The sequence below is a fragment of the Burkholderia sp. Ax-1720 genome, from assembly GCF_011753035.1.
GTDB classification, from domain to species: Bacteria; Pseudomonadota; Gammaproteobacteria; order Burkholderiales; family Burkholderiaceae; genus Burkholderia; species Burkholderia gladioli.
Genome location: NZ_VWWK01000028.1, coordinates 39,414 through 64,506, shown reverse-complemented (window position 1 = coordinate 64,506; position 25,093 = coordinate 39,414). Strand labels below are relative to the sequence as shown.

At 65.7% G+C, this 25,093-nt stretch carries 30 protein-coding genes and 1 pseudogene; 5 read left to right on the top strand and 26 right to left on the bottom strand.

Annotated elements, in window-relative coordinates; all coding sequences use genetic code 11:
• Positions 1-170, bottom strand: a pseudogene (locus tag F3J18_RS38135) (pilus assembly protein PilN); the annotation flags it as partial.
• Positions 167-1,069 (bottom strand): pilus assembly protein PilM, encoded by a 903-nt coding sequence (gene pilM / locus F3J18_RS11915; RefSeq protein ID WP_166912906.1) that lies wholly within the window; start codon positions 1,067-1,069, stop codon positions 167-169. The gene pilM and the pseudogene F3J18_RS38135, both read right to left, overlap by 4 nt.
• A 308-nt stretch (positions 1,070-1,377) precedes the next feature.
• Between pilM and F3J18_RS11910 the strand changes: the two genes are divergently transcribed.
• Entirely contained in the window at positions 1,378-3,828 is a 2,451-nt protein-coding gene (locus F3J18_RS11910) for a penicillin-binding protein 1A (RefSeq protein ID WP_240154719.1), read from the top strand.
• A gap of 106 nt (positions 3,829-3,934) precedes the next feature.
• Here the strand turns inward: F3J18_RS11910 and cyaY are convergent, their stop codons facing one another.
• A complete protein-coding gene (cyaY, locus tag F3J18_RS11905) occupies positions 3,935-4,261 on the bottom strand; it encodes an iron donor protein CyaY (protein WP_025099454.1) in 327 nt (108 codons plus the stop codon).
• A 36-nt stretch (positions 4,262-4,297) separates the two neighbouring features.
• On the opposite strand from cyaY, the gene F3J18_RS11900 reads away from it, so the two are divergent.
• Together F3J18_RS11900 and lysA are read left to right on the top strand one after the other, a co-directional pair.
• Complete coding sequence (locus tag F3J18_RS11900; protein ID WP_166912905.1) at positions 4,298-4,591, top strand: lipoprotein; 294 nt, start codon at positions 4,298-4,300, stop codon at positions 4,589-4,591.
• Positions 4,572-5,843: a diaminopimelate decarboxylase gene (gene lysA / locus F3J18_RS11895; RefSeq protein ID WP_025099456.1), complete on the top strand. Its 1,272-nt coding sequence runs from the start codon at positions 4,572-4,574 to the stop codon at positions 5,841-5,843. Before F3J18_RS11900 ends, lysA begins: the two co-directional genes overlap by 20 nt.
• Positions 5,844-5,958: 115 nt before the next feature.
• Here the strand turns inward: lysA and msrQ are convergent, their stop codons facing one another.
• From msrQ to F3J18_RS11870, 5 genes are all read right to left on the bottom strand, one after another.
• Positions 5,959-6,618, bottom strand: a complete 660-nt coding sequence (gene msrQ / locus F3J18_RS11890; RefSeq protein WP_025099457.1) for a protein-methionine-sulfoxide reductase heme-binding subunit MsrQ — start codon at positions 6,616-6,618, stop codon at positions 5,959-5,961.
• A gap of 10 nt (positions 6,619-6,628) precedes the next feature.
• A complete protein-coding gene (gene msrP, locus F3J18_RS11885; RefSeq protein ID WP_166912904.1) occupies positions 6,629-7,624 on the bottom strand; it encodes a protein-methionine-sulfoxide reductase catalytic subunit MsrP in 996 nt (331 codons plus the stop codon).
• 154 nt (positions 7,625-7,778) lie between these two features.
• The gene (ccsB, locus tag F3J18_RS11880) at positions 7,779-8,999 is read right to left on the bottom strand and encodes a c-type cytochrome biogenesis protein CcsB (protein WP_025099459.1); all 1,221 of its coding nucleotides are present in this window, start codon (positions 8,997-8,999) and stop codon (positions 7,779-7,781) included.
• 4 nt (positions 9,000-9,003) lie between these two features.
• On the bottom strand, positions 9,004-11,184 hold the full coding sequence (locus F3J18_RS11875) for a cytochrome c biogenesis protein ResB (protein WP_166912903.1): 2,181 nt from the start codon (positions 11,182-11,184) through the stop codon (positions 9,004-9,006).
• Positions 11,185-11,307: 123 nt separating this feature from the next.
• A complete protein-coding gene (locus F3J18_RS11870; protein WP_025099461.1) occupies positions 11,308-11,961 on the bottom strand; it encodes a c-type cytochrome in 654 nt (217 codons plus the stop codon).
• A gap of 251 nt (positions 11,962-12,212) precedes the next feature.
• Between F3J18_RS11870 and yihA the strand changes: the two genes are divergently transcribed.
• Together yihA and hemB are read left to right on the top strand one after the other, a co-directional pair.
• Positions 12,213-12,872, top strand: a complete 660-nt coding sequence (gene yihA, locus F3J18_RS11865; protein WP_013696389.1) for a ribosome biogenesis GTP-binding protein YihA/YsxC — start codon at positions 12,213-12,215, stop codon at positions 12,870-12,872.
• Between the two features lie 244 nt (positions 12,873-13,116).
• Positions 13,117-14,115 carry a porphobilinogen synthase gene (gene hemB, locus F3J18_RS11860; RefSeq protein ID WP_025099462.1) on the top strand — a complete coding sequence of 333 codons (999 nt, stop codon included), beginning with the start codon at positions 13,117-13,119 and terminating at the stop codon, positions 14,113-14,115.
• Between the two features lie 120 nt (positions 14,116-14,235).
• Here the strand turns inward: hemB and dsbD are convergent, their stop codons facing one another.
• The 18 genes from dsbD to rplE form a co-directional block, all read right to left on the bottom strand.
• Complete coding sequence (dsbD, locus tag F3J18_RS11855) at positions 14,236-16,221, bottom strand: protein-disulfide reductase DsbD (RefSeq protein WP_166912902.1); 1,986 nt, start codon at positions 16,219-16,221, stop codon at positions 14,236-14,238.
• Positions 16,214-16,540 carry a divalent-cation tolerance protein CutA gene (gene cutA / locus F3J18_RS11850; RefSeq protein WP_166912901.1) on the bottom strand — a complete coding sequence of 109 codons (327 nt, stop codon included), beginning with the start codon at positions 16,538-16,540 and terminating at the stop codon, positions 16,214-16,216. The genes dsbD and cutA overlap by 8 nt, the downstream gene beginning before the upstream one ends.
• A 180-nt stretch (positions 16,541-16,720) precedes the next feature.
• The gene (rplQ, locus tag F3J18_RS11845; RefSeq protein ID WP_013696385.1) at positions 16,721-17,113 is read right to left on the bottom strand and encodes a 50S ribosomal protein L17; all 393 of its coding nucleotides are present in this window, start codon (positions 17,111-17,113) and stop codon (positions 16,721-16,723) included.
• A gap of 142 nt (positions 17,114-17,255) precedes the next feature.
• Complete coding sequence (rpoA, locus tag F3J18_RS11840) at positions 17,256-18,233, bottom strand: DNA-directed RNA polymerase subunit alpha (protein WP_013696384.1); 978 nt, start codon at positions 18,231-18,233, stop codon at positions 17,256-17,258.
• Between the two features lie 121 nt (positions 18,234-18,354).
• Positions 18,355-18,978: a 30S ribosomal protein S4 gene (gene rpsD, locus F3J18_RS11835; RefSeq protein ID WP_025099465.1), complete on the bottom strand. Its 624-nt coding sequence runs from the start codon at positions 18,976-18,978 to the stop codon at positions 18,355-18,357.
• A 143-nt stretch (positions 18,979-19,121) separates the two neighbouring features.
• Positions 19,122-19,523, bottom strand: coding sequence for a 30S ribosomal protein S11 (gene rpsK / locus F3J18_RS11830; RefSeq protein WP_012734376.1), 402 nt, complete (start codon positions 19,521-19,523; stop codon positions 19,122-19,124).
• Positions 19,524-19,546: 23 nt separating this feature from the next.
• Positions 19,547-19,912: a 30S ribosomal protein S13 gene (gene rpsM, locus F3J18_RS11825; protein WP_013696382.1), complete on the bottom strand. Its 366-nt coding sequence runs from the start codon at positions 19,910-19,912 to the stop codon at positions 19,547-19,549.
• Positions 19,913-19,950: 38 nt separating this feature from the next.
• Complete coding sequence (gene rpmJ / locus F3J18_RS11820; protein ID WP_004199844.1) at positions 19,951-20,067, bottom strand: 50S ribosomal protein L36; 117 nt, start codon at positions 20,065-20,067, stop codon at positions 19,951-19,953.
• A gap of 20 nt (positions 20,068-20,087) precedes the next feature.
• Positions 20,088-20,306: a translation initiation factor IF-1 gene (gene infA, locus F3J18_RS11815; protein WP_012734373.1), complete on the bottom strand. Its 219-nt coding sequence runs from the start codon at positions 20,304-20,306 to the stop codon at positions 20,088-20,090.
• Positions 20,307-20,313: 7 nt separating this feature from the next.
• Complete coding sequence (secY, locus tag F3J18_RS11810) at positions 20,314-21,660, bottom strand: preprotein translocase subunit SecY (RefSeq protein ID WP_025099466.1); 1,347 nt, start codon at positions 21,658-21,660, stop codon at positions 20,314-20,316.
• A gap of 43 nt (positions 21,661-21,703) precedes the next feature.
• Positions 21,704-22,138 carry a 50S ribosomal protein L15 gene (rplO, locus tag F3J18_RS11805; protein ID WP_013696380.1) on the bottom strand — a complete coding sequence of 145 codons (435 nt, stop codon included), beginning with the start codon at positions 22,136-22,138 and terminating at the stop codon, positions 21,704-21,706.
• Positions 22,139-22,165: 27 nt separating this feature from the next.
• A complete protein-coding gene (gene rpmD / locus F3J18_RS11800; RefSeq protein ID WP_007730608.1) occupies positions 22,166-22,348 on the bottom strand; it encodes a 50S ribosomal protein L30 in 183 nt (60 codons plus the stop codon).
• 15 nt (positions 22,349-22,363) lie between these two features.
• Positions 22,364-22,882, bottom strand: coding sequence for a 30S ribosomal protein S5 (rpsE, locus tag F3J18_RS11795; RefSeq protein WP_013696378.1), 519 nt, complete (start codon positions 22,880-22,882; stop codon positions 22,364-22,366).
• Between the two features lie 14 nt (positions 22,883-22,896).
• On the bottom strand, positions 22,897-23,262 hold the full coding sequence (gene rplR, locus F3J18_RS11790; RefSeq protein ID WP_012734368.1) for a 50S ribosomal protein L18: 366 nt from the start codon (positions 23,260-23,262) through the stop codon (positions 22,897-22,899).
• A gap of 12 nt (positions 23,263-23,274) precedes the next feature.
• Positions 23,275-23,805 carry a 50S ribosomal protein L6 gene (gene rplF, locus F3J18_RS11785; RefSeq protein WP_013696377.1) on the bottom strand — a complete coding sequence of 177 codons (531 nt, stop codon included), beginning with the start codon at positions 23,803-23,805 and terminating at the stop codon, positions 23,275-23,277.
• 16 nt (positions 23,806-23,821) lie between these two features.
• On the bottom strand, positions 23,822-24,217 hold the full coding sequence (rpsH, locus tag F3J18_RS11780; protein ID WP_013696376.1) for a 30S ribosomal protein S8: 396 nt from the start codon (positions 24,215-24,217) through the stop codon (positions 23,822-23,824).
• 14 nt (positions 24,218-24,231) lie between these two features.
• Positions 24,232-24,537 (bottom strand): 30S ribosomal protein S14, encoded by a 306-nt coding sequence (gene rpsN / locus F3J18_RS11775; protein WP_013696375.1) that lies wholly within the window; start codon positions 24,535-24,537, stop codon positions 24,232-24,234.
• A 7-nt stretch (positions 24,538-24,544) separates the two neighbouring features.
• A complete protein-coding gene (gene rplE, locus F3J18_RS11770; protein WP_013696374.1) occupies positions 24,545-25,084 on the bottom strand; it encodes a 50S ribosomal protein L5 in 540 nt (179 codons plus the stop codon).
• Between the last annotated feature and the right edge of the window lie 9 nt (positions 25,085-25,093).

The window sequence follows — 25,093 nt, the reverse complement described above, 5'->3', positions numbered from 1 at the left end:
CCCAGGCCGACGGCGCCCGCCAGCTCGAGCAGCCGCCGGCGCCGCTCGCGACGCGCATCGCGGCGCCGGTAGGGCAGCAGGTTGAAACCGCCGAGCCAGGCGCGGCGCCTGACCGGATCGCGCAACACCGCGCGCGACGGCAAGAGCGGCGCCCGCCGCCGCGCGCTCATTCGTACACCCCGCGCAGGGCGAGGCCGAACGCGACCGCGAGCACCGGCGAATGACGCGCGGCGGCGTCGATGTGCGGATTACGGCAGTAGGGAGCGCATTCGAAGGGCAGCACCAGGCAGCCGAGCGGATCGGCGATCTCGGCGAACATCGCAGGCGGCATGTCGCCCGCCATCGCGAAATTGCCGCCAACGAAGGCACATTCGGCCAGGCCGCGCCCGGCCAGATCGCGCATCAGCTCGGCGAGAGTCGCATGCGAGGCGGAAGGCGCGCTCAGGTGCGTGGCCACCGTCATGCCCTCGACGCGCCAGGCATCGACGCTGCCCTCGCCGATCCAGATCGCCACGTAGGGCTCGTCGGGCTCGGTCTCGGCCACGGCGACCTGCCGGATCGCGCGCAGCGCCGCATGCGGCTCGCCGTCGATGCCGGTCAGCATGAAACCGGCGGCAGCCACCGCGTCGACGCGCAGGTCGATGCGTGCCTGGTCGGTGGAGGCGATCACCAGGCGGCCCGGGTAGAGGATGTCGTTGACGCACCAGTCGATCGCCAGCGAATCGCGGGGCATGCCCGTGCTGCGCTCGGCCTCGGCATAGACCGCCTGCTCGAGCGCCCCGTGGCGCGCGACGACCGGATCGAGCGTGCTCACCACCACCTCGCGGTACGACAGCGCCATCGCCGCCGCCATGCCGCGCACCGGCAGCCGGCCGCGCACTCGCTGCGAAATCGTCTCCAGCGCGCGCGTGACCTCGGACCAATCGGCGCTCGTCACGTCGTAGGGCGCCGTGAACGGCTCCACCTCGAGCGCCTCGATCCCCAGCGCGTTGCCGCAGCGGCTCACGAACGCGACGCGCACCGCGTCACGCCCCACGTCGATCCCGGCGGCCACGCGCCGCCCGCTCATGCTCCATCCTCGCCGACTCCTCATCCCGGTCCTCCCGTGCCGCGCGACACGGGCGCGGCCTGCCAAGCATTCTCGGGATCCTCGGCCGGCTCGGGCAGTCGTCCGGATGGCCGATGCGCGGCGCCGAGCGACGCAGGTCGGCACCGATCGACCTTCATCGGCCGCATCGCCAGCGCGCCTCGCGGCGCACACGCCATGACGAAGCAAGCCGGGCACCGCGAAGGCCGCGCGAGGCGATCGCAACTCGCACCGCGCTGCACCAGGAAGGCGCATAGCGGGCGTTTATAATCGCGGGACTGTTTTCCGGTATGCCTATGCAACCCACCAATCCCACCTCCCCGCCGCCGTCGGCCGCCGAACCTCCGTCGCCCCCGCCGCCGGCCGCCGAACCGCCGCCGCCTCCTCCGCCCCCGCCGCCGCGCAAGCGGCCGCTGTGGCTCAAGCTGCTGCTCGGCCTGGTCGGACTGTGCGCCGCGCTGGCGCTGAGCGCGGCCCTGGTGCTCGGCTACGCGCTGGTGGTGGCCTGGCCGAACATGCCCTCGCTCGATGCGCTGACCGACTACCGGCCGAAGGTGCCGCTGCGCATCTACACGGCCGATCACGTGCTGATCGGCGAGTTCGGCGAGGAACGGCGCGACATCGTCCATATCCAGGACGTGCCCGACTCGCTGAAGAAGGCGATCCTCGCGATCGAGGACGCGCGCTTCTACGAACATGGCGGCGTCGACCTGACCGGCATCGTGCGCGCCGGCGTGGTGGCGCTGACCAACGGCCACGCGACCCAGGGCGCCAGCACCATCACCATGCAGGTGGCGCGCAACTTCTTCCTGTCGAGCGAGAAGACCTACACGCGCAAGATCTACGAGATGCTGCTGGCCTACCGCATCGAGCGCGCGCTGAGCAAGGATCAGATTCTCGAGGTCTACATGAATCAGATCTATCTCGGCCAGCGCGCCTACGGCTTCGCGAGCGCGGCGCGCGTGTATTTCGGCAAGGACCTCAAGGACCTGACGCTGGCCGAGGCGGCGATGCTGGCCGGGCTGCCCAAGGCGCCCTCGGCCTACAACCCGGTGGTCAACCCCAAGCGCGCCAAGGTGCGCCAGCAGTACATCCTGGAGCGCATGCTGGAGCTGAACTTCATCACGCGCGAGCAGTACGACGAGGCGGTGGCGCAGCCGCTGGTGGTGAAGAGCGCGACGCGCGAGTACAGCGTGCACGCCGAGTACATCGCCGAGATGGTGCGCCAGATGATGTACGCGCAGTACAAGGACGAAACCTATACGCGCGGCTTCAACGTGGTGACCACGGTCGATTCGGCCGACCAGACGCTGGCCTACCAGGCGCTGCGTCGCGGCCTGATGGACTACGAGCGCCGCCACGGCTATCGCGGCCCGGAAGCCTTCATCGAACTGCCGGCCGACGCCACCGAGCGCGAGCAGGCGATCGACGACGCGCTGCTCGACCATCCCGACAACGGCGAGCTGATCGCCGCGGTGGTCACCGACGCGAATCCGAAGCAGGTCCAGGTCAGCTTCGTCGACGGCAGCAGCGCCACGCTCGCCGGCACCAACCTGCGCTTCGCCGCGGTCTCGCTGGCGGCCAACGCGCAGCCGAACCGGCGCATCCGTCCCGGCGCGATCGTGCGCGTGGTCAAGACCGACAGCGGCGAATGGGCCATCACCCAGCTGCCGCAGATCGAGGGCGCCTTCATCTCGATCGTGCCGCAGGACGGCGCGATCCGTTCGCTGGTGGGCGGCTTCGACTTCAACAAGAACAAGTTCAACCACGTCACGCAGGCCTGGCGGCAGCCCGGCTCGAGCTTCAAGCCCTTCATCTACTCGGCCTCGCTCGACAAGGGCCTGGGGCCGGCCACCATCATCAACGACGGCCCGCTGTTCTTCAGCGCCGCCGAGACGGGCGGCCAGCCCTGGGAGCCGAAGAACTACGGCGGCGGCTTCGACGGCCCCGAGCCGATGCGCAACGCGCTGATGCGCTCGCGCAACCTGGTGTCGATCCGGATCCTGAACTACATCGGCACCAAGTACGCGCAGCAGTACATCACGCGCTTCGGCTTCGACGCGGAACGCCACCCGGCCTACCTGCCGATGGCGCTCGGCGCGGGCCTGGTCACGCCGCTGCAGATGGCGGGCGCCTACGCGGTGTTCGCCAACGGCGGCTATCGCGTCAATCCCTACCTGATCGCCGAGGTAACCGACTCGAGCGGCAACGTGGTGGCGCGCGCCCAGCCGCTGGTGGCCGAGCAGAACGCGCCGCGCGCGATCGACGCGCGCAACGCCTACGTGATGAACAGCCTGCTGCAGAGCGTGGCGCAGCGCGGCACCGGCGCCAAGACCAACGTGCTCAAGCGCAGCGACCTGGGCGGCAAGACCGGCACCACCAACGATTCGCGCGACGCCTGGTTCGCCGGCTACCAGCACACGCTGGCCGCGATCGCCTGGATCGGCTACGACAACCCGCGCAGCCTCGGCGACCGCGAGACCGGCGGCGGCCTGGCCCTGCCGGTCTGGATCGACTACATGGGGCCCTCGCTGAAGAACGTGCCGGCCTATCGCATGCCGATGCCGGACGACGTGACCACCATCGGCGACGAACTGTACTTCTCCGAGTTCACGCCGGGCCACGGCTTCGTCTCGACGGTCGGCGTCGCGCAGGCCGCCTCGCCGCTGGACGCGTCGGTCCCGCACGTGGACGAGCAGGAACGGCAGGACATCATGAACCTGTTCCAGGGCGGCAACTGAGCGAGCGGCCAGCCGCCCGCAAGCAAAAGAGCGACCCGCGGGTCGCTCTTTTCACTTCGGGGGCGGCATCGAGACATAGCGGAAGGCCGCCGCCCCGCCGCTGCGTTCAGGCGCTGAACGTCACCGGCTCGCCGGCCTGCTCGCTGGCGTAGCGCGTGAGCGCCTCGAAGAACTCGTCGCCCGAGCGCGTGTCGCGCCAGGCGCCGTCGAGGTAGCGGTAATGGAAGCCGCCCGACTTGGCCGCGATCCAGACCTCCTTCATCGGCGGCTGCAGGTTCACGATGATCTTCGTGCCGTTCTCGAAACTCAGCGTGATCACGCTGCCGTTACGGCCGAGATCGATGTCGAGATCGCCCTCGTTGGCCTCGTCCACGCAGCGCTCGACGGCCGCCAGGACGGCCTCGGCGCGGGTCAGGTATTCGGTGTCGCTCATGCTAAACTCTGTCGATTCAATTGTTTAGGGACGATCATGCGTGTCGTTTTCCAGATGAGCGCGATTGTAGCGGCTTTGGCGCTGGCCGGCTGCGGTCAACGCGGCGCGCTCTATCTGCCCGTCGTGCCGCCCCTGCCCGCGAAACCGACCGTCGAGACCGTGCCCGCTGCCGAGGATGCCGCCTCGGACGCCAGCGCCGCGTCCGGCGCGGAGCCGATCTCCGCCTCCGCCGGCACCACGCTGCAGCTTTCGCCGTCGCTCGCCGCGCCGGCCCCGGCCTCCGCCGCCACCCCCCACTCGATGATTCCGGATGACTCACCCCGTTTTTGATTACGTCAACGGCACGCTGCATGCCGAGGGCATTCCGACCGACAAGCTCGCCGAACACTTCGACACGCCGCTCTACGTCTATTCGCGCGCCGCGCTGACGGCCGCCTACCAGGCCTATGCGCAGGCCTGCGAGGGCCGCCGCGCCGCGATCCACGTGGCCGTCAAGGCGAACAGCAACCTCGGCGTGCTGAACGTGTTCGCGCGCCTGGGCGCCGGCTTCGACATCGTCTCGGGCGGCGAGCTCGCGCGCGTGCTGGCGGCCGGCGGCAAGGCGGAAAACGTGGTGTTCTCGGGCGTCGGCAAGAGCGCCGAGGAAATGCGCGTGGCGCTGCAGGCCGGCGTGAAGTGCTTCAACGTCGAGTCGATCCCCGAGCTCGACCGTCTCAACGAGGTGGCCGGCTCGCTCGGCAAGCGCGCGCCGGTCTCGCTGCGCGTGAATCCCGACGTCGACCCGAAGACGCATCCCTACATCTCCACCGGCCTGAAGGCCAACAAGTTCGGGGTGGCCTTCGCCGAGGCACGCGCCAGCTACCGCGCCGCGGCCGCGCTGCCGAACCTGCAGGTGGTCGGCATCGACTGCCACATCGGCTCGCAGATCACCGAGCTGAGCCCCTATCTCGACGCGCTCGACAAGGTGCTCGACCTGGTCGAGCAGATCGAGGCCGACGGCATCCCGATCCATCACGTCGATATCGGCGGCGGCCTGGGCATCACCTATGCCGACGAGACGCCGCCCGCGATCGGCGACTTCGTGGCGGCGCTGTTCGCCAGGCTCGACGAGCGCGGCCACGGCCAGCGCGAGGTCTATTTCGAGCCGGGCCGCTCGCTGACCGGCAATGCCGGCATCCTGCTCACGCGCGTCGAATTCCTCAAGCCGGGCGAGGAGAAGAACTTCGCGATCGTCGACGCGGCCATGAACGACCTGGCGCGCCCCGCCATGTACGAGGCCTATCACGCGATCGTGCCGGTCAAGGAGCACAGCGGGCATGACAGCGCCGTCTACGACGTGGTCGGCCCGGTCTGCGAGAGCGGCGACTGGCTCGGCCGCGAGCGCACGCTGGCGATCGCCCCGGGCGAGCTGCTGGCGATCCGCTCGGCCGGCGCCTACGGCTTCGTGATGAGCTCGAACTACAACACGCGAGCGCGCGCCGCCGAGGTGCTGGTCGACGGCGTCAACGCCTACCTGGTGCGCCCGCGCGAGACCATCGAAAGCCTGTTCGGCGACGAGGCGATCCTGCCCGACGCGGAATGAGCGGCCGCGACGCCGCCTGAAAAAAAGCGATGCGAACCGTGAGGCGCATCGCTTTTTTCTTGCCTGCAGCCGGCAGCGCCGGGCGTTGGGCACCGGCGCTGCCGGCACGCCGATCTCAGGCGCCGCGCCGCCTCGCGCGCAGCGCGACCACCACTCGCCAGCCCAGCAGCACCAGCACGATCGCGCCATACAGCTTGGGCAGCGCGAGGTCGTGCTTGCCGGCCCGCATCCACCAGAAGTGCAGGATCGCCAGCACCGCGATCGCGTAGATCAGCCGGTGCAGGCGCTGCCAGTGGCGCCCCAGCCGGCGCGCCGCGGCGCGCGGCGAGCTGAGCGCCAGCGGGATCAGCAGCAGGAAGGCCGCGAAGCCGACGGTGATGAAGGGCCGCTTGAACACGTCCTTCAGGATCGCCGGCAGGTCGAACCATTTGTCGAACCAGAAGTAGGTGGTGAAGTGCAGCAGCGCGTAGAAGAACGCGAACAGCCCGATCATGCGCCGCAGCCGCAGCAGCGCGTTGATACCGGTGAGCCGCCGCAGCGGCGTGACGGCCAGCGTCACGCACAGGATCACCAGGGTCCAGAGCCCGGTCGAGCGCGTGACGAACTCGATCGGATTGGCGCCGAGCCCGCCAGTGAAGCCCAGCACGACGAGCCGTGCGAGCGGGAACAGGCCGGCCAGGAACACCACCGGTTTCGCGATGCGCAGCCAGCCAGGCGTGGCCGGCGCACGCGCGGCGCGGCCCGCGCCGGCCGCCAGGCGAAGATTTTCGTCCACCGCGTGCCGCCTAGAAGTTCTTGCGCAGATCCATGCCGCGATACATCGATGCGACCAGATCGCCGTAGCCGTTGAACATCAGCGTCTTGCGCTTGGGCGTGAAGAAACCGTCCTCGCCGATGCGCCGCTCGGTCGCCTGGCTCCAGCGCGGGTGGTCGACCTCGGGGTTCACGTTCGAATAGAAGCCGTATTCGTTCGACGCGTAGCTGTTCCAGCTGGTCTTCGGCTGCTGCTCGACGAAGCGGATCTTGACGATCGACTTCGCGCTCTTGAAGCCGTATTTCCAGGGCACCACGATCCGCACCGGGGCGCCGTTCTGATTCGGCAGCACCTGGCCGTAGACGCCCATCGCCAGCAGCGTCAGCGGGTTCATCGCCTCGTCCAGGCGCAAGCCTTCCGAATAGGGCCAGTCGAGGATCGGCTCGGCCAGCCCGGGCATCTGCGAGGGATCGGCCAGCGTGACGAACTGCACGTACTTGGCGTTCGCGTTCGGCTGCACGCGCCGGACCAGCTCCGCGAGCGGGATGCCGATCCAGGGAATCACCATCGACCAGCCTTCCACGCAACGATGCCGGTAGACACGCTCCTCCAGCGGCGCCAGCTTGAGCAGTTCCTCGATGTCGTAGACCTTGGGCGCCTTCACCGCGCCTTCCACGCTCACGCGCCAGGGTCGCGGCCGCAGCGAGCCGGCGTTCTGCGCGGGATCGCCCTTGTCGGTGCCGAACTCGTAGAAGTTGTTGTAGGTGGTCAGGTCCTTGTAGGGCGTGACCTTGTCGGGCACCACGAATTTCGCGTTGGTGGTGGCGGCCAGCGCATGCGCGGCCGGGTTCGGCGAGCGGTAGTTCGCCAGCGCGCCGGCCGGCAGGCCGCACAGGCCGCCTGCAGCCATCGCGCCGGCCGCGCGCAGCACGCCGCGGCGCGCGGCGAAGACGGCGGGCGAGGTGATCTCGTCGCGTGGAATGTCGTCGCCGGCAAGCAGGCGCCGGCGCGTGGTCCTGATCAACATGAGCGGTCTCCACGCCGGCTCCCGAAGCCGGCGGCGATACGGTGAATCCTCCGCCGCGCGAACGGCGCGAGCGGCATGGCAAGAAAAAACCGCCGCGTCCAGGCAGGGGCGGCGGCGGTTTTCGAATCGGTTCGGGGTGACGCGCGGGCGATGCTTACAGCTTGCCGTAGCTGTGCAGCCCCGACAGGAACATGTTCACGCCAAGGAAGGCGAAGGTCGTGACCAGCAGCCCCGTCAGCGCCCACCAGGCGGCCACGCCACCGCGCAAGCCCTTCATCAGGCGCATGTGCAGCCAAGCTGCGTAGTTGAGCCAGACGATCAGCGCCCAGGTCTCCTTCGGGTCCCAGCTCCAGTAGCCGCCCCAGGCTTCGGCGGCCCACAGCGCGCCGAGGATGGTGGCGATCGTGAAGAACGCGAAGCCGACCGCGATCGACTTGTACATCACGTCGTCGAGCACCTCGAGCGTCGGCAGGCGATCGGCGAGCACGCCGCGTTCCTTGAGCAGGTAGGCGACGCTGACCATCGCCGACAGCGCGAAGCTGCCGTAGCCGATGAAGTTGGCCGGCACGTGGATCTTCATCCACCAGCTCTGCAGCGCCGGCACCAGCGGCTGGATCTGCTGCGCGTCGCGCGCGATCGAGTACCACATCAGGAAGCCGACCGCGGCGCTGATCACCAGCAGCACGAAGGCACCCAGCGCGCGCGTGCCGTAATGGCCTTCGTAGTAGAGGTAGAGCAGGGCCGTGATCAGGCTGAACAGCACGAACACTTCGTAGAGGTTCGAGACCGGGATATGGCCGACGTCGGCGCCGATCAGGTAGGACTCGTACCAGCGCACCATCAGCCCGGTGAAGCCCATCAGCACCGCGGCCCAGGTCATCTTCTGGCCGATCGCGGCGCCGGTCGGCGAGCGGCTCAGCAGGCCGATCCAGTAGAACACGGTGGCGAACACGAACAGCGCGCTCATCCACAGGATGGCGGACTGGCTCGACAGGAAGTACTTGAGGAAGAAGGTCGAATCGGCCCGGGACAGGTCGCCGTGATAGAGATTCAGCGACAGCAGCGAGAGCACCGCGATCAGGGCCATCAGCAGCCGGGCCGGCTTCCAGCGCCAGCCGAGCCCGACCAGCGCGACGGTCGCGCCCGTCATCACCGCCTGGTCGTAGTAGTCCATGTGCGCCTGGTAATGCACCAGGGCAAAGCCGGCGCCCGCCACCATCGCCAGCGCGAACAACCAGTCGACGAGGGACAGGCGGCGGTAGAAGGGACGATCGTCGAACAACGCGGCAAGCGAAGCCGTGGCGGGAGCGGCGGCGGGCGCCGCTTCGGCGCGGCCGCGCGGCGCCGGTGACGAGGAAGCCTGGGTCAGATCCATGACGTTACCGTGGGGAGTCGTGGAGATCGGTATCGCGCCCGGCAGGCACCGCGGCGACGGGTTCGGTGCCGAGCACCTTGCCCACCGCGTCGCGCGTCTGCGCGAACTCCTTCTCGAAATCGAATGTCCGGCGGGCCGTCGACATCGCCATCACGACGCCCACGCCTGCCGGCGTGTCCTTGAGCCAGAGCCAGAGCCGGCGTTCGCGCACGTAGAACATGGAGAAGATGCCGAACACCAGCAGCAGGCTGCCAAGATACACCAGATTTTTACCAGGCGCGCGTGTCAACTGGAATACCGAAGCTTGCACCTGCTTATATGAATCGAGCCGCAAATAGACCGGCGCGCCATACAGGAAGCTGTCCGACAGGGCATTGATGGCGTTCTGCACGAAGCGCGCCGTCTCGGCCGTCTGCTTGACCGGCGCCACGCCCGCCTGCTCGCGCGCGACCTCCCAGACCTGCCACATCGCGCCTTCCAGCATGCGCAGCAGCAAGCCGGCGGCCTTCTCCTGCTCGGCCTTGGGCACCGATTGGTCGATGAAGCCCGCCACCGCCTGGAAGCCGCCGGTGGTGGTGCCGTCGGGCTGGCGGCCCGCGCTCGGGTCGGCGCCGGCGAACAGGGTCAGGACACGCAGCGCGCTGTCGTCGAGCCGCGTGCGCAGGCCCGCGTCGGCGTTCGGCAGCGAGGCCTGCGCGAAGCGCGCGGCGGCCTCGCTGCGCACCGCCGGGTCCTCGAGCGCGGCGCGCATGCGCATCCATTCGTTGACCGAATCGTCGGCGTCGGCGGGGATGCGCAGGTAGCGGAACGGGTCGTTCGGGCTCAGCCGCACGCCCGCCAGGAACAGCCGGTCGCCGCCGATCTCGACCGGCAGCATGTAGTTGTTGAACTCGCGCGCCTGGCCGTCCTGGCCGCGTACCTTGTACTGGACCGAGGGGCCGACGTTGTGCAGGTTCACCGGCGTCGAGGTCTTGGCGCCCGAGCCGAGCCGCTCGTCGAGCGCTTCCTTGAGCGAATGCGTGGTGCCCACGCCGCGCACGTCGGTCTTGCCGTTCGCGTCGGTGACGTTCTCCACGTTGATGGCGCGGAAGTCGGCGAACTCGATGGTGTCGCCGGCATGGCCGGCCAGCGGCACCGCATTGCCGATCACGCCGTTGACGGGGAAGGTCTTGCCGCTCGCGCCGGACATCGGGAAGGCGGTCATCTGCATCTGCGAGCCGCCGTCCTGGAAGCTCGACTGGTAGATCGACACGCCCTTGTAGGTGAAGGGCTTGTTGACCTCGACGCGCGCCGGGATGCGCTTGCCGGTCTCGCGGTCGATCACCACGATGTCGCTGGCGAACAGCTTGGGCATGCCGGTCGAGTAGTAGTCGACGATGAACTTGTCGAGCTGGATCGAGAACGGCAGGTCCTGGATCAGCGAGCCGTTCGGCTGGTTCAGGATCGCGGTCGAGACATACTGGCCCTCGGGCACCCAGGCATAACCGCGGAAGGTCGGGTTGGAGGCCGACAGCCGGTGCTCGGGCCCGATCTCGCTGATCGCCGCGCTGGTGTTGACGGGCGACTTGCCGAACAGCCACATCTGGAAATGGATCGGCAGGTTGCTGTCGAGCAGGCCGCCGATGCAGATCACCACGATCGCCAGGTGGGCGGCGATATAGCCGTACTTGGTCATCGCGCCGCGCTTGGCGGCGATCAGGGTGGCGCCCTCGGATTCGCGGATCACCTGCTTGTAGCCGGCCTTGGCGACGAAGCCGGCGAGCGCCTGGGCCACCTGCGCGCGCTCGCCGGGCACGGCGAACTCGGCCTTGTGGTGGAAGGCGCGCAGGCTGCCCTCGCGCACCTTGTCCTTCCAGCTGCGCACGTCGGCCAGCATCTTCGGGCCGTTGCGCAGCACGCAGAGCGACAGCGACACCACCAGGAACAGCAGGATCAGCATGAACCACCAGGCGCTGTAGACCGTGTAGAGGCCGATCGCGCGGAAGATGTCGGCCCAGAACGGGCCGAACTGGTTCACGTAGTTCGGATAGGGATCGTCCTGCGTGAGCACGGTGCCGATGATGCTCGCGATCGCCAGCACGACCAGCAGCGCGATCGCGAAGCGCATCGAGCTGATCAGCTCAATCGCGGTGTTCAGCGCGCGGCGACGCGTCCGGGTCTCGATGCCTTGCGTGGTAACGCTCATTCACACTCCGACTGACAACAAAAAAGGGCAAGGCGCCCGCCTGGCGGCAGCGCCCCACCCTTTCTCTCTTCGTTCCCGCGCTCGCCATTCATGACGATGCGCCCGATACCCGTTGCCGGGCGCTCAGTGCAGGCCGGCGATGTAATCGGCGACCGCCTTCACTTCGCTGTCCGACAGGCGCGATGCGATCTGATGCATCGGCTCGTTGTTGTTGCGTGCGCCCGCGCCCTGCTGGAAGGCGGTGAGCTGCGCGACCGTGTAATCGGCCCACTGCCCCGACAGGCGCGGATACTGTACAGGAATTCCCTGTCCGGTCGGACCGTGGCAGCTCGCGCAAGCCGGCACGCCCTTCTCGGCGATCCCGCCGCGGTAGATCTTCTGCCCCAGCGCGACCGTCGCGGCATTGCGCGCGGCACCGGGTTTGGGCGCCTGGGCACCGTAGTAGGCCGCCACGTTGCGTGCATCGGCGTCGCTCAGCGCGCCGGCGAAACCGGCCATCACCGAGCTGTTGCGCGCCGGCCCCTTCGCGCCCGGCTGCGTCTTGAAATCGTGCAACTGCTTGACCAGATACTCGGGATGCTGGCCGGCCAGCTTCGGGAACGCGCCCGTGGCGCTGTTTCCGTCGGCACCGTGGCACGACGCGCAGACCGCCGTCGCGATCGCCTTGCCGCGGTCCAGATCCGGCTTGGCCGCATCCGCCGCGTGTGCCTGAACCACGAAACTCACGAACCCTGCGGCCACCTGAAGCGTTATCAGAGACTTGCACAGTCGATTCATTCGCACACCCTGTTTCGTCTTGTGGGAATTTGAGGTTCTGCAAACGACGGCACTCAGTCTACCGCAGAAAGCGCCTGCAACAGGCCCGCAGGCTTCGGGAAAACCGCCGTATTGTACAATATGGCGTTTAAAGCCCCGTTCCGGCTATCAGGGTTACTGCGCGGATTACCGCATGCAATGACCGTCCGGATCGTTGCGGGGCTTCCCGCCTCCACGCGCGGTCGCACCGCGCTCTCGCCCCGTCCGCACTCATGGCCTTCCTGCTCCATCAAGCCCGTTTCTACACGACCGTCAACCATCTGCGCGACCTGCCGCCCACCGTGGTCCCGGAAATCGCGTTCGCCGGCCGGTCCAATGCGGGCAAATCGACGGCGATCAACATCCTCTGCAACCAGAAGCGGCTCGCCTTCGCCTCGAAGACGCCGGGCCGCACCCAGCACATCAACTACTTCTCGGTCGGCCCTGCCGACGAGCCGGTCGCCAACCTGGTCGACCTGCCCGGCTACGGCTACGCGGAAGTGCCGGGCGCGGCCAAGGCGCACTGGGAAGCGCTGCTGTCGGCCTACCTGAAGACCCGGCCCCAATTGTGCGGGATGATCCTGATGATGGATTCGCGCCGGCCGCTGACCGAGCTCGACTGCCGCATGATCGAGTGGTTCGCGCCGACCGGCAAGCCGATCCACACCTTGCTGACGAAGTGCGACAAATTGACCCGCCAGGAAAGCGTCAATGCGCTGCGCAACACCAAGAAGGCGCTCCAGGCCTATCGCGACGCGGGGTATGAAGGGGCGCTGACCTGCCAGCTGTTCTCGGCGCTCAAGCGCACCGGGATCGACGAGGCCCACGTGCTGGTCGAGAGCTGGCTGCGGCCGGAGGTCGCCGGCGAAGATGACGCAGCTGTTGCAGAATAAGCGCTCCGCGCCTGGGTGCGCGGCCCCGAACGGAGGCTTGCCGTCGGTTGGCGCATAAAAAAACCCGCCGTTTCGCGGCGGGTCAAACAGCCTAATCGAATAACGACAGGCACCCGCTCAGGGAGGAGAAGCGGGGAGCGCCGCGCCTTGGCGCGAAGCTCGATCGCTATCATATACCATTGTCTCGAAATTTCACCGAAGGCTTTCGTAAGCTTTCCTTCAGACTGATTCCAGCGATTCCGTCATGAGCCTCCATCCCTTGCACCGTCCGCGCAGAATGCGCCGCGACGACTTCTCGCGTCGCCTGATGCGCGAAAACCTCCTCACCACCAACGACCTGATCCTGCCGGTGTTCGTCGTCGAGGGCAGCAACGTGCGCCAGGCGGTGCCGTCGATGCCCGGCGTCGAGCGCGTCTCGGTCGACCTGCTGATGGGCGTCGCCGAGCAGTGCGTCGCCCTCGGCGTGCCGGTGCTGTCGCTGTTCCCGGCGATCGAACCCTCGCTGAAGACACCCGACGGCCGCGAGGCGACCAATCCCGAGGGCTTGATCCCGCGCGCGGTGCGTGAGCTGAAGAAGCACTTCCCCGACCTCGGCGTGCTGACCGACGTCGCGCTCGATCCGTACACGAGCCACGGCCAGGACGGCGTGCTCGACGAGAACGGCTACGTGATCAACGACGTGACGCTCGAGATCCTCAGCGAGCAGGCGCAGACGCAAGCCGAGGCCGGGGTGGACATCGTCGCGCCGTCGGACATGATGGACGGCCGGATCGGCACGATCCGCGAGATGCTCGAGAGCGAAGGCCACATCCACACGCGCATCATGGCCTACTCGGCCAAGTACGCCTCGGCGTTCTACGGCCCGTTCCGCGACGCGGTCGGCTCGGCCTCGAACCTCGGCAAGGGCAACAAGATGACCTACCAGATGGACCCGTCGAACTCCGACGAGGCCCTGCGCGAAGTCCGCCTCGACATCGAGGAAGGCGCCGACATGGTGATGGTCAAGCCCGGCATGCCGTATCTCGATATCGTGCGCCGCGTGAAGGACGAGTTCCGTTTCCCGACCTATGTCTACCAGGTCAGCGGCGAATACGCGATGCTGAAGGCCGCCGCGCAGAACGGCTGGCTCGATCACGACAAGGTGGTGCTCGAGTCGCTGCTCGCCTTCAAGCGCGCCGGCGCGGATGGCGTGCTGACCTACTTCGCGCTCGATGCGGCGCGACTGCTGCGCGATCAGAAGTAAATCGCGGCGCGCCACGCGAGGCGCGCGAGCATGAAAAAACGGCGAAGCGTTTCAGGCGCTTCGCCGTTTTTCATTGGATCCGGAGCTGCCCGCCGTGGCAGGCCACTTCGCTGCGGCGGCTCAGGCCGAGGGCGCCGCGGCCGGTGCCCCGGCGCGATCGAGGCTGCGCAGGAAACGGTCGGCTGCCTGGTAGCCCACTACTCGGCCCAGTTCACGACCGTCCGCGCCGAACACGATGATGCCCGGCGGCCCGAACAGGCCGAAACGCTTGAGCAGCGCCTGGTCGTCGGCGTTGTTGGCGGTCACGTCGGCACGCACCAGGTGCAACTGGCCGAGACGCGCCTGCACGCGCGGGTCGGTGAAGGTCAGGTGCTCCATCTCCTTGCAGGACACGCACCAGTCGGCATAGAAGTCGAGCATCACGGGCCGGCCGGCGGTCTTGATCACCTGATCCAGCTCGGTACTGGAACGCACCGGCGCGAAGGCCGGGCCTTCGGGGGCACCGGCGCTGGCCGTGGCGCTGCCGGCCGGGCCCGCCGCCGTGCCGCGCCCGGCGAAGATCGACAAGGGACGCAGCGGATCGGTCGAGCCGGCCGCGAGGCCCACCAGCAGCACGGCAGCCCAGATCGCGAAGGCCGCGCCGACGCCGCGTCCGAGCCGGCGCCAGATCGAGGTGCCGCCCGCTGTCGGCGTGAACAGGCCGGTGGCCGCCGCGGCGATCAGCAGCCAGAGCGCGGCCAGGCCGATCTGCCAGGAGGCGCCGAGCACCGGCCAGACGATCCACAAGGCGGCCGCCAGCAGCACCACGCCGAAGAACACCTTGACGCCATCCATCCAGGCGCCCGCGCGCGGCAGCAGGGTGCCCGCGCCCAGGCCGATGATCAGCAGGGGCACACCCAGGCCGATCCCCATCGTGAACAGCGCGGCGCCGCCGAGCAGCGCGTTGCCGGTGTGCGCGATGAAGGCCAGCACGGCGAACAGCGGCGCCGTCATGCAGGCACCGACCACCAGCGCCGACAGCGCGCCCATGGTGGCCACCGCCAGGAAGCGACCGCCCGAGCGCCGGCTCGATGCCTGCGCGGCGCCGTCCTGCCAGCGCTGCGGCAGCGAGATGTCGATACCACCGATCAGGGTCAGCGCGAACACCGTCAACAGCAAGCCGAAGGCGCCCAGCATCCACGGGTTCTGCAGCCAGGCGCCGAGGCTCTGGCCGACCAGCGCGGCGGCGATGCCGAGCACCGTGTAGACCAGGGCCATGCCCACCACGTAGGTCAGCGACAGCATGAAGCTGCGTGCGCGCGTCGCCTGGGTGCCCTCGCCGATGATGATCGCCGACAGGATCGGGATCATCGGGTAGGAGCAGGGCAGCAGGCTCAACACCATGCCGGCCACGAAGAACAGCGCGACGATGGTCAGGAAGCCATGGCCTTCGAGCAGCGATTGCGCGTAGTCGGCGCTGGTCACGCGGTCGTACCAACTGCCGTCGGCGGACGGGGCCGGAGCGGGTGAGGCGGTGGTGGCCGGAGCCGGCGAGGACGAATCTGCGCCGGTCACGGGCGAAGGCGGCGTGGGCAAGGCTGGCGCGGCCGATTGCGATTGCGCCGCCGGGGCCGGCGACGTCGCGCTCGACGTGGCGGCGGCCTTCAGCGCCGCGCCGTCGACATGCACGACGTGCTCGGCCGGCGGATAGCAGATCCCGCCGTCGGCGCAACCCTGGGAGGTGACCGACAGGTCGAACGGCCCGCTCGCCTTGGCGACCGGCACGTGGATCGTCACCTCGCCGCGGTAGGTTTCGACGTTCTTGGCGAAAGTTTCGTCGTACTTCACGTGGCCGGCGGGTGATTGCGCCTCCCCGAGCGTCGCGTTGCCGCTCTTCACCGCAAAGGCGAAGCGCTCGCGATACATGTAGTAGCCGTCGGCGATCTTGAAGTGGACGTCGACCTGTCCCGGCGCCTCGCTCGAGCTGAAGCGGAATGCGACCGAGGGATCGAGGAAATCGTCGTCGGCGCGCGCGGCCGACGAGATCCCGAACAGCGAGGCGAACAGCACCAGGCAGGCGAGCAGCAGACGCAGGCCGGCGGCCGCGGAGAATTGGCGATCAGACATGGAACAGGCGTTGGGTTTCGGCCGCCACCCAGGCGCCATAGGCATCGGAGGCGGTGGCCTGCCACGAGACGATTTCGGGCGTCTCGTAGGGATGATGGGACGCGATGAAGCGCTCGAGTTCGAGCGAGCGCTGCGCGCTCGTCTTGAACAGCAGCTGGATCTCCTCCGCGGATTCGACCTTGCCCTGCCAGTGGTAGTTCGAGCGGATCGTGCCGAGCTCCGACACGCATGCCGCGAGCCGGCCGCCCAGCGCGCCGTCGGCGAGCAGGCGGACCGTGGCCGCATCGGGCACGGTCGTCATCATCAGAACGATCACCATCGACATCTCCTGCTGGGGCTCGCCGAAACGTCATATCGTAGCGCAGCTGATCCATTCGCGCGTGACACGGCCCGAGTTTCGGACTGGGCCGATGCGGCCCACGCATCATGTGGACGCGAGCGATCCGGAAAACAAAAAAGCCAGGCATCAGCCTGGCTTTTTCGCGACATCAGATGAAGCTTATTCCGCTTCCTGGACGTTCTCTTCCGAGACTTCCGGGCGGTCGAGCAGTTCGACCAGCGCCATCGGTGCATTGTCGCCAACGCGGAAGCCGAACTTCAGGATACGCAGGTAGCCGCCCGGACGGTTCGCGAAGCGCGGACCGAGCACGTCGAACAGCTTCGTGACCGAGTCACGATCGCGCAGGCGGTTGAACGCCAGGCGACGGTTGGCCAGCGACGGCTTCTTGCCCAGGGTGATGAGGGGCTCGACGACCTTGCGCAGTTCCTTCGCCTTCGGCAGCGTCGTCTTGATGACTTCGTGCTCGATCAGCGAGTTGGACATGTTACGGAGCATTGCCAGACGGTGGCTGCTCGTGCGGTTCAGTTTCCGCAGACCATGACGGTGACGCATTTCAGTTTCCTTGATTCAAAGTTTTGATCCAGCTCTTCTATCGCGCCTTGAGGCGCACGGGCCGGTAGAAAAAAGACAAGACGCGGATTTTAAAGGAAAATCCGCGTCCTGACCAGATGACGACGCTGTTGCTGCCGTGCGATTACTTGTCGAGGCCGGCCGGCGGCCAGTTCTCGAGCTTCATGCCCAGCGTGAGACCGCGCGAAGCGAGCACTTCCTTGATCTCGTTGAGCGACTTGCGACCGAGGTTCGGCGTCTTCAGCAGCTCGTTTTCCGTGCGCTGGATCAGGTCGCCGATGTAGTAGATGTTCTCGGCCTTCAGGCAGTTCGCCGAACGAACCGTCAGCTCGAGATCATCGACCGGACGCAGCAGGATCGGATCGATCTGCGGTGCGCGCGACGGGGCTTCGGCGGCCGTTTCCGTGCCTTCCAGCGCCGCGAACACGGACAGCTGGTCGACCAGGATGCGGGCCGACTGGCGAATCGCCTCTTCCGGGGTGATCACGCCGCTCGTCTCGATGTTCATGACGAGCTTGTCCAGGTCGGTACGCTGCTCGACGCGGGCGCTCTCGACGGCGTAGCTCACGCGGCGAACCGGCGAGAACGACGCGTCCAGCACGATGCGGCCGATGATCTTGGCCGATTCCTCGCCGTAGCGACGCACGTTGCCCGGCACATAGCCGCGGCCCTTCTCGATCTTGATCTGGACGTCGAGCTTGCCGCCCTTCGTCAGGTGGGCAATCACGTGATCCGGGTTGATCACCTCGCAGTCATGCGCGAGTTCGATGTCGCCGGCCGTCACGATGCCTTCGCCTTCCTTGCGCAGCGTCACCGTGACTTCGTCGCGGTTGTGCAGCTTGAACACCACGCCCTTCAGGTTCAGCAGCAGGTTGACGACGTCCTCTTGCACACCATCAAGCGTCGAATACTCGTGCACCACGCCGGCGATCGTCACTTCGGTCGGCGCATAGCCGATCATCGACGACAGCAGGACGCGACGGAGCGCATTGCCCAAGGTGTGACCGTAGCCGCGTTCGAACGGCTCCATGACCACTTTCGCATGGTTCTCGCCCAGCGATTCCACGGCGATGATCTTGGGTTTCAACAAACTGGTTTGCATAGGTTTTCCTTTTCAATACCCTCGGCTCGTTACACCGATAAGGCTGACCGGTAACACCTGAAAATGAAGAACCGAGGCCCTGCCGGCTCTCGCAAGCAGGGTACCTCGGCTATCAATCGGATTAACGCGAATACAATTCGACGATCAGGCTTTCGTTGATGTCGCCTGCGATTTCGGCGCGCTCCGGCACTTGCTTGAAGGTGCCTTCGAACTTCTTCGCATCGACCGCGACCCAGCTCGGCATGCCGCCTTGCTCAGCCAGCGACAGCGCTTCGACGATACGCGCCTGCTTCTTCGACTTTTCGCGGATCGCGATGATGTCGCCCGCCTTGACTTGCAGCGACGGGATGTTCGAGACGATGCCGTTCACCGTGATGGCCTTGTGGCCGACGAGCTGACGCGCTTCGGCGCGGGTCGAACCGAAACCCATGCGGTAGACGACGTTGTCCAGGCGCGACTCGAGCAGTTGCAGCAGGTTTTCACCCGTGTTGCCCTTGCGGCGGTCAGCTTCCGCGAAGTAGCGGCGGAACTGGCGCTCCAGCACGCCGTAAATGCGCTTGACCTTCTGCTTTTCACGCAGCTGCGTGCCGTAGTCGGACGTGCGCGCACCGGAGATGCGGCCGTGCTGACCCGGCTTGCTGTCGAGCTTGCACTTGTCGGCGAGCGAGCGACGCGCGCTCTTCAGGAACAGGTCGGTGCCTTCACGGCGGGACAGCTTGGCCTTGGGGCCGGTATAACGTGCCACTTTGCGTTTCCTCTATCTATCGTCACGCGGTCGCAAAAACCGCGCTAGTTCGTGTCCTTTGGACCGAACGGTGGACTTAGTCAATCAATAGACTACGTTGCCCGAAGCCGCCCTGCGGCGACGACAGGCTGCGCCTGGCATCCTTAGATGCGGCGGCGCTTCGGCGGACGGCAGCCGTTGTGCGGGATCGGGGTCACGTCGGAAATCGCCGTGATCTTGATGCCGAGGCCGTGCAGTGCGCGCACTGCCGACTCACGACCCGGGCCCGGGCCCTTGATGCGAACTTCGAGGTTCTTCACGCCGTATTCCATCGCGACACGGCCAGCCGACTCGGCTGCGACCTGTGCTGCGAACGGGGTCGACTTGCGCGAACCCTTGAAGCCCTGGCCGCCCGACGTCGCCCACGCCAGAGCGTTGCCCTGACGATCGGTGATCGTGATGATCGTGTTGTTGAACGATGCGTGAACGTGAACCACGCCTTCCGCAACGTTCTTCTTAACCTTCTTGCGAACGCGTTGAGCCGCGTTATTGGAAGCCTTAGCCATGACGTTTTCCTGTAACTGTCAGCTTATTTCTTCAGCGCTTGAGCGGCGCGGCGCGGACCCTTGCGGGTGCGTGCATTCGTACGCGTACGCTGGCCACGCATCGGCAGACCCTTGCGATGGCGGACGCCGCGGTAGCAGCCGAGGTCCATCAGGCGCTTGATGTTCATCGTCACTTCACGGCGCAGATCGCCTTCGACGACAAACTTGCCCACTTCTTCACGCAGCTTTTCGAGGTCTGCGTCGTTCAGGTCCTTGACCTTCTTCGAGAATTCGACGCCTGCTGCGACGCAGATGCTGCGAGCGCGCGTGCGGCCGACACCGAAAATCGCCGTCAGGCCGATCTCGGTATGCTGGTGATTCGGGATGTTAACCCCTGCGATACGAGCCATTGTTTTTCCTCAAACAAAAAGCGCAAATAAACGCGCGATCAGCCTTGACGCTGTTTATGGCGCGGGTCCGAGCTGCAGATCACGCGAACCACGCCCTTGCGCTTGATGATCTTGCAATTGCGGCAAATGCGCTTAACCGATGCCATCACTTTCATGATATTACCCTTTTTACAAATCACTTCGCCCGGAACACGATCCGCGCACGCGACAGATCGTAAGGCGTCAATTCAACCGTCACCTTGTCGCCCGGCAAGATACGGATGTAGTGCATCCGCATCTTGCCCGAGATATGCCCCAACACGACATGGCCGTTTTCCAGCTTCACGCGGAAGGTAGCATTCGGAAGGTTTTCGACCACTTCTCCCTGCATCTGGATTACATCGTCTTTGGCCATAGTCCTTTCAACGCATTGGGATGTTGCTGCCCTTGAAATTGGCTTTCTTGAGCAGCGATTCATACTGTTGCGACATAACGTACGACTGCACCTGCGCCATGAAGTCCATCGTGACGACGACAATGATCAGCAGCGACGTTCCACCAAAATAAAACGGCACGTTCCAGCGCAGCACCAGGAATTCCGGCAGCAGACACACGAAGACGATGTAGATCGCACCGGCCAGCGTCAGACGCGTGAGGATGCGGTCGATGTATCGCGCGGTCTGGTCGCCCGGACGGATGCCCGGCACGAATGCACCGCTCTTCTTCAGGTTGTCCGCCGTTTCCCTGCTGTTGAACACCAGTGCGGTGTAGAAGAAGCAGAAAAACACGATCGCCAGCGTATACAGCAGCACGTACACCGGCTGACCCGGCTTCAGCGCTTCCGCCACGTTGTGCAGCGTGTCGGACAGCCAGCTCTTGCGCTCACCCGAGCTGAACCAGCTCAGGATGGTTGCCGGGAACAGGATGATCGACGACGCGAAGATCGGCGGAATCACGCCCGACATGTTCAACTTCAGCGGCAGGTGTGACGACTGCCCACCGTAAATCTTGTTGCCGACCTGGCGCTTCGCGTAGTTCACGAGGATCTTGCGCTGACCGCGTTCAATGAACACGACCAGGTAGGTCACCGCTGCAATCAGGACGACGATGATGATCGCCGAAATGATGCTCATCGAACCCGTACGCACCAGCTCGAACAGGCCACCCACGGCATTCGGGAACCCTGCTGCGATCCCGCCGAAGATGATGATCGAAATACCGTTGCCCAGACCGCGCTCGGTGATCTGCTCGCCGAGCCACATCAGGAACATCGTGCCCGTCACCAGGGTGACGACCGTCGTGAGACGGAACAGCATGCCCGGATCGATCACGAGGCCAGGCTGATTTTCCAGCGCAGCCGCGATGCCGAAGGCCTGGAACGTGGCCAGCACGACCGTGAAGACACGCGTGTACTGCGTGATCTTCCGCTGCCCTGCCTGCCCTTCCTTCTTCAGCGCCTCGAGCTGCGGCGAGACAATCGCCAGCAACTGCATGATGATCGACGCGGAGATGTACGGCATGATCCCCAGCGCGAAGATCGTGAAGCGGGACAACGCACCACCCGAGAACATGTTGAACATGCCGAGGATGCCGCCTGCCTGGCTCTGGAACAGCTTCGCCAGTTGATCCGGATCGATACCCGGAACCGGAATGTGCGCGCCGATGCGATAGACGATCAGCGCCAGCAGCAGGAACATCGCCCGCCGACGCAGATCGCCGAACTTCGCCGTGCTTCGACCGGGTTTTGCGAGACTCGGGCTGTTGGCCAAGTATCTTCTCCGATGCAGATGCTAGTAACGAGCGCGAGCTGCGTTACTCGGCGAACGAACCGCCAGCCGCTTCGATCGCTGCGCGTGCCGACTTCGTCGCGCCGAGACCCTTCACGGTGATCTTGCGCTTCAGCTCGCCCGTGGCGATGATCTTCGCGCTCTTCGTCAGCTCGCCGACCAGGCCGGCTTGCTTCAGTGCGAGCAGATCGATCTCGTCGACCGGCAGCTTCTCGAGGTCGCCCAGACGCACTTCACCGACGAATTCCTTCGTCAGCGACGTGAAGCCGCGCTTCGGCAGACGACGTTGCAGCGGCATCTGACCGCCTTCGAAGCCAACCTTGTGGAAGCCGCCCGAACGCGACTTCTGACCCTTGTGACCACGGCCGGCCGTCTTACCGAGGCCGGAACCGATGCCGCGGCCGACGCGACGCTTAGCGTGCTTCGCGCCTTCCGCCGGCTTCAGGTTATTCAATTCCATATCAACTCCTTGATCCGTAGTCGGCGCTTAGCCGATGACCTTAACAAGGTACGAGACCTTGTTGATCATGCCGCGCACGGCCGGCGTATCCTGCAGCTCGCTGACCGAGTTGAGTCGACGCAGACCCAGACCGCGCACGGTGGCGCGGTGCGATTCGCGGGTCCCAATCAGGCTCTTGACGAGCTGAACCTTGACAGTTTTATCAGACATGGTGACCACCTGGGCTTAGCCCAAAATTTCTTCGACCGACTTGCCGCGCTTGGCAGCAATGTCAGCCGGCGTCGATTGCTTGCGCAGGCCATCGAGCGTCGCACGAACCAGGTTGTACGGGTTCGTCGAGCCGTGGCTCTTCGCGACGACGTTCTGCACGCCCATCACGTCGAACACCGCGCGCATCGGGCCGCCGGCGATCACGCCGGTACCACCCTTCGCCGGAGCGAGGAGGACCGTCGACGCGCCGTGCTTGCCGTGCACTTCATGCTGCAGCGTGCCGTTCTTCAGCGGCACCTTGAACATGTTGCGGCGAGCCTGCTCCATTGCCTTCTGGACAGCGACCGGCACTTCCTTCGCCTTGCCCTTGCCCATACCGACGCGGCCATCACCGTCGCCAACCACGGTCAGCGCGGCGAAACCGAGAATCCGGCCACCCTTCACGACCTTGGTCACGCGATTGACCGAAATCATTTTTTCGCGAAGGCCGTCGTCGCGCTCGTCAGCCTGAACTTTCGCTTGCATCTTTGCCATGACGAATTCTTCCCTTAGAACTTGAGCCCAGCTTCGCGAGCTGCATCAGCCAGCGCCTTGACGCGGCCATGGTAGCGGAAGCCCGAGCGGTCGAAGGCGACGGATTCGATGCCGGCGGCCTTGGCCTTCTCGGCGATACGCTTGCCGATCAGCGTTGCGGCATTGACGTTGCCGCCCTTGCCCGACTGGTCAGCCAGCTGCGCACGCACTTCGGCTTCCAGCGTCGACGCACTGGCCACCACCTTGGTGCCGCACGGCGAGAACACTTGCGCGTAGATGTGCGAGTTCGTGCGATGCACGGCGAGACGCGCGACCTGCAGCTCAGCGATCTTGATACGCGTCTGGCGAGCGCGGCGCAGGCGAGATTGAGTCTTATCCATGATTGCGCACCCTTACTTCTTCTTCGTTTCTTTGAGGATCACAACCTCGTCGGAATAGCGCACGCCCTTGCCCTTGTAGGGCTCCGGCGGACGGTAACCGCGGACTTCCGCAGCCACTTGACCGACTTGTTGCTTGTTGATCCCCTTGATCACGATTTCGGTTTGCGTCGGGGTTTCAGCCTTGATGCCTTCCGGCATCTGGTGCACCACCGGGTGCGAGAAACCCAGCGACAGGTTCAGCTTGTCGCCTTGCGCCTGCGCACGATAACCGACGCCAACCAGCGTCAGCTTGCGCTCGAAACCCTTGGTCACGCCGTGCACCATGTTCGCGATGATCGCGCGCATCGTGCCCGACAGTGCATTCGCTTCGCGGCTTTCGTCGACCGGCGCCAAGTTCAGCGTGCCGTCCTGGTTCACCACCGTCACAAGCGGATTGACCACTTGCGAGATCGTGCCCAGCGGACCCTTCACGGTGATGGAGCCGTTTGCCAGCGTCACCTCGGCGCCTTGCAGCGCGATCGGGCTCTTACCTACTCGAGACATGTTTCTTTCTCCTCGGTTAAGCGACGTAGCAGATGACTTCGCCGCCGACGCCCGTAGCGCGCGCCTTGCGGTCGGTCATCACGCCCTTCGGCGTCGACACGATTGCCACACCCAGGCCGTTCATGACCTGAGGGATGTCATTGCGGCCACGGTACACGCGCAGGCCAGGCTTCGACACGCGCTCGAGGCGTTCGATGACCGGACGGCCGGCGTAGTACTTCAGTGCAATGTTCAGTTCTGCCTTCGCGCCTTCGGTCTTGACTGCGAAATCGTCGATGTAGCCTTCGTCCTTCAGGACTTGGGCGATCGCGATCTTGACCTTCGACGAGGGCATTGCCACCGAAACCTTCTCGACCATCTGCGCGTTGCGGATGCGAGTCAGCATATCGGCGATAGGATCACTCATGCTCATTTACGTTTCTCCTATTACCAGCTCGCCTTGGTCAGGCCAGGAATCTCGCCGCGGAAAGCGATTTCACGAATCTTGTTACGCGCGAGGCCGAATTTACGGAACGTGCCACGCGGACGGCCCGTGATCGCGCAGCGGTTACGCTTGCGGGTCGGGTTGGCGTTGCGGGGCAGTTGTTGCAGTTCGAGACGGGCGGCGTAGCGCTCTTCGTCCGACTTGCTCTCGTCGTCGATGATCGCCTTCAGTGCCGCACGCTTCGGTGCGTACTTCTCTGCCAGGCGAGCACGCTTCTTTTCACGTTCGATCAGTGCCAGTTTAGCCACGGTAACCTCAGTTTCTGAACGGGAACTTGAAGCTGGCGAGCAGTGCCTTCGCTTCGTCGTCGGTCTTCGCGGTGGTCGTGATGCTGATGTTCAGCCCACGCAGCGCGTCGATCTTGTCGTAATCGATTTCGGGGAAAATGATCTGCTCTTTCACACCGATGTTGTAGTTGCCACGGCCGTCGAACGCGCGACCCGACACGCCGCGGAAATCGCGCACGCGGGGCAGGGCGACCGTCACGAAACGATCGAGGAATTCATACATCGCGCGGCCGCGCAGCGTCACCATCGCGCCGATCGGGTAGCCCTGGCGGATCTTGAAGCCGGCGATTGCCTTGCGGGCCTTCGTCACGACAGGCTTCTGACCTGCGATCTTCGTCAGGTCGCCAACGGCGTTCTCGATGATCTTCTTGTCAGCGACGGCTTCGCCAAGGCCCATGTTCAGGGTGATCTTGGTGATGCGCGGCACTTCCATGATCGACTTGTAGCCGAACTTCTCGACCAGGCCGGGAACTACCGTTTCTTTGTAAAACTCTTGAAAACGTGCCATTTTTCTACT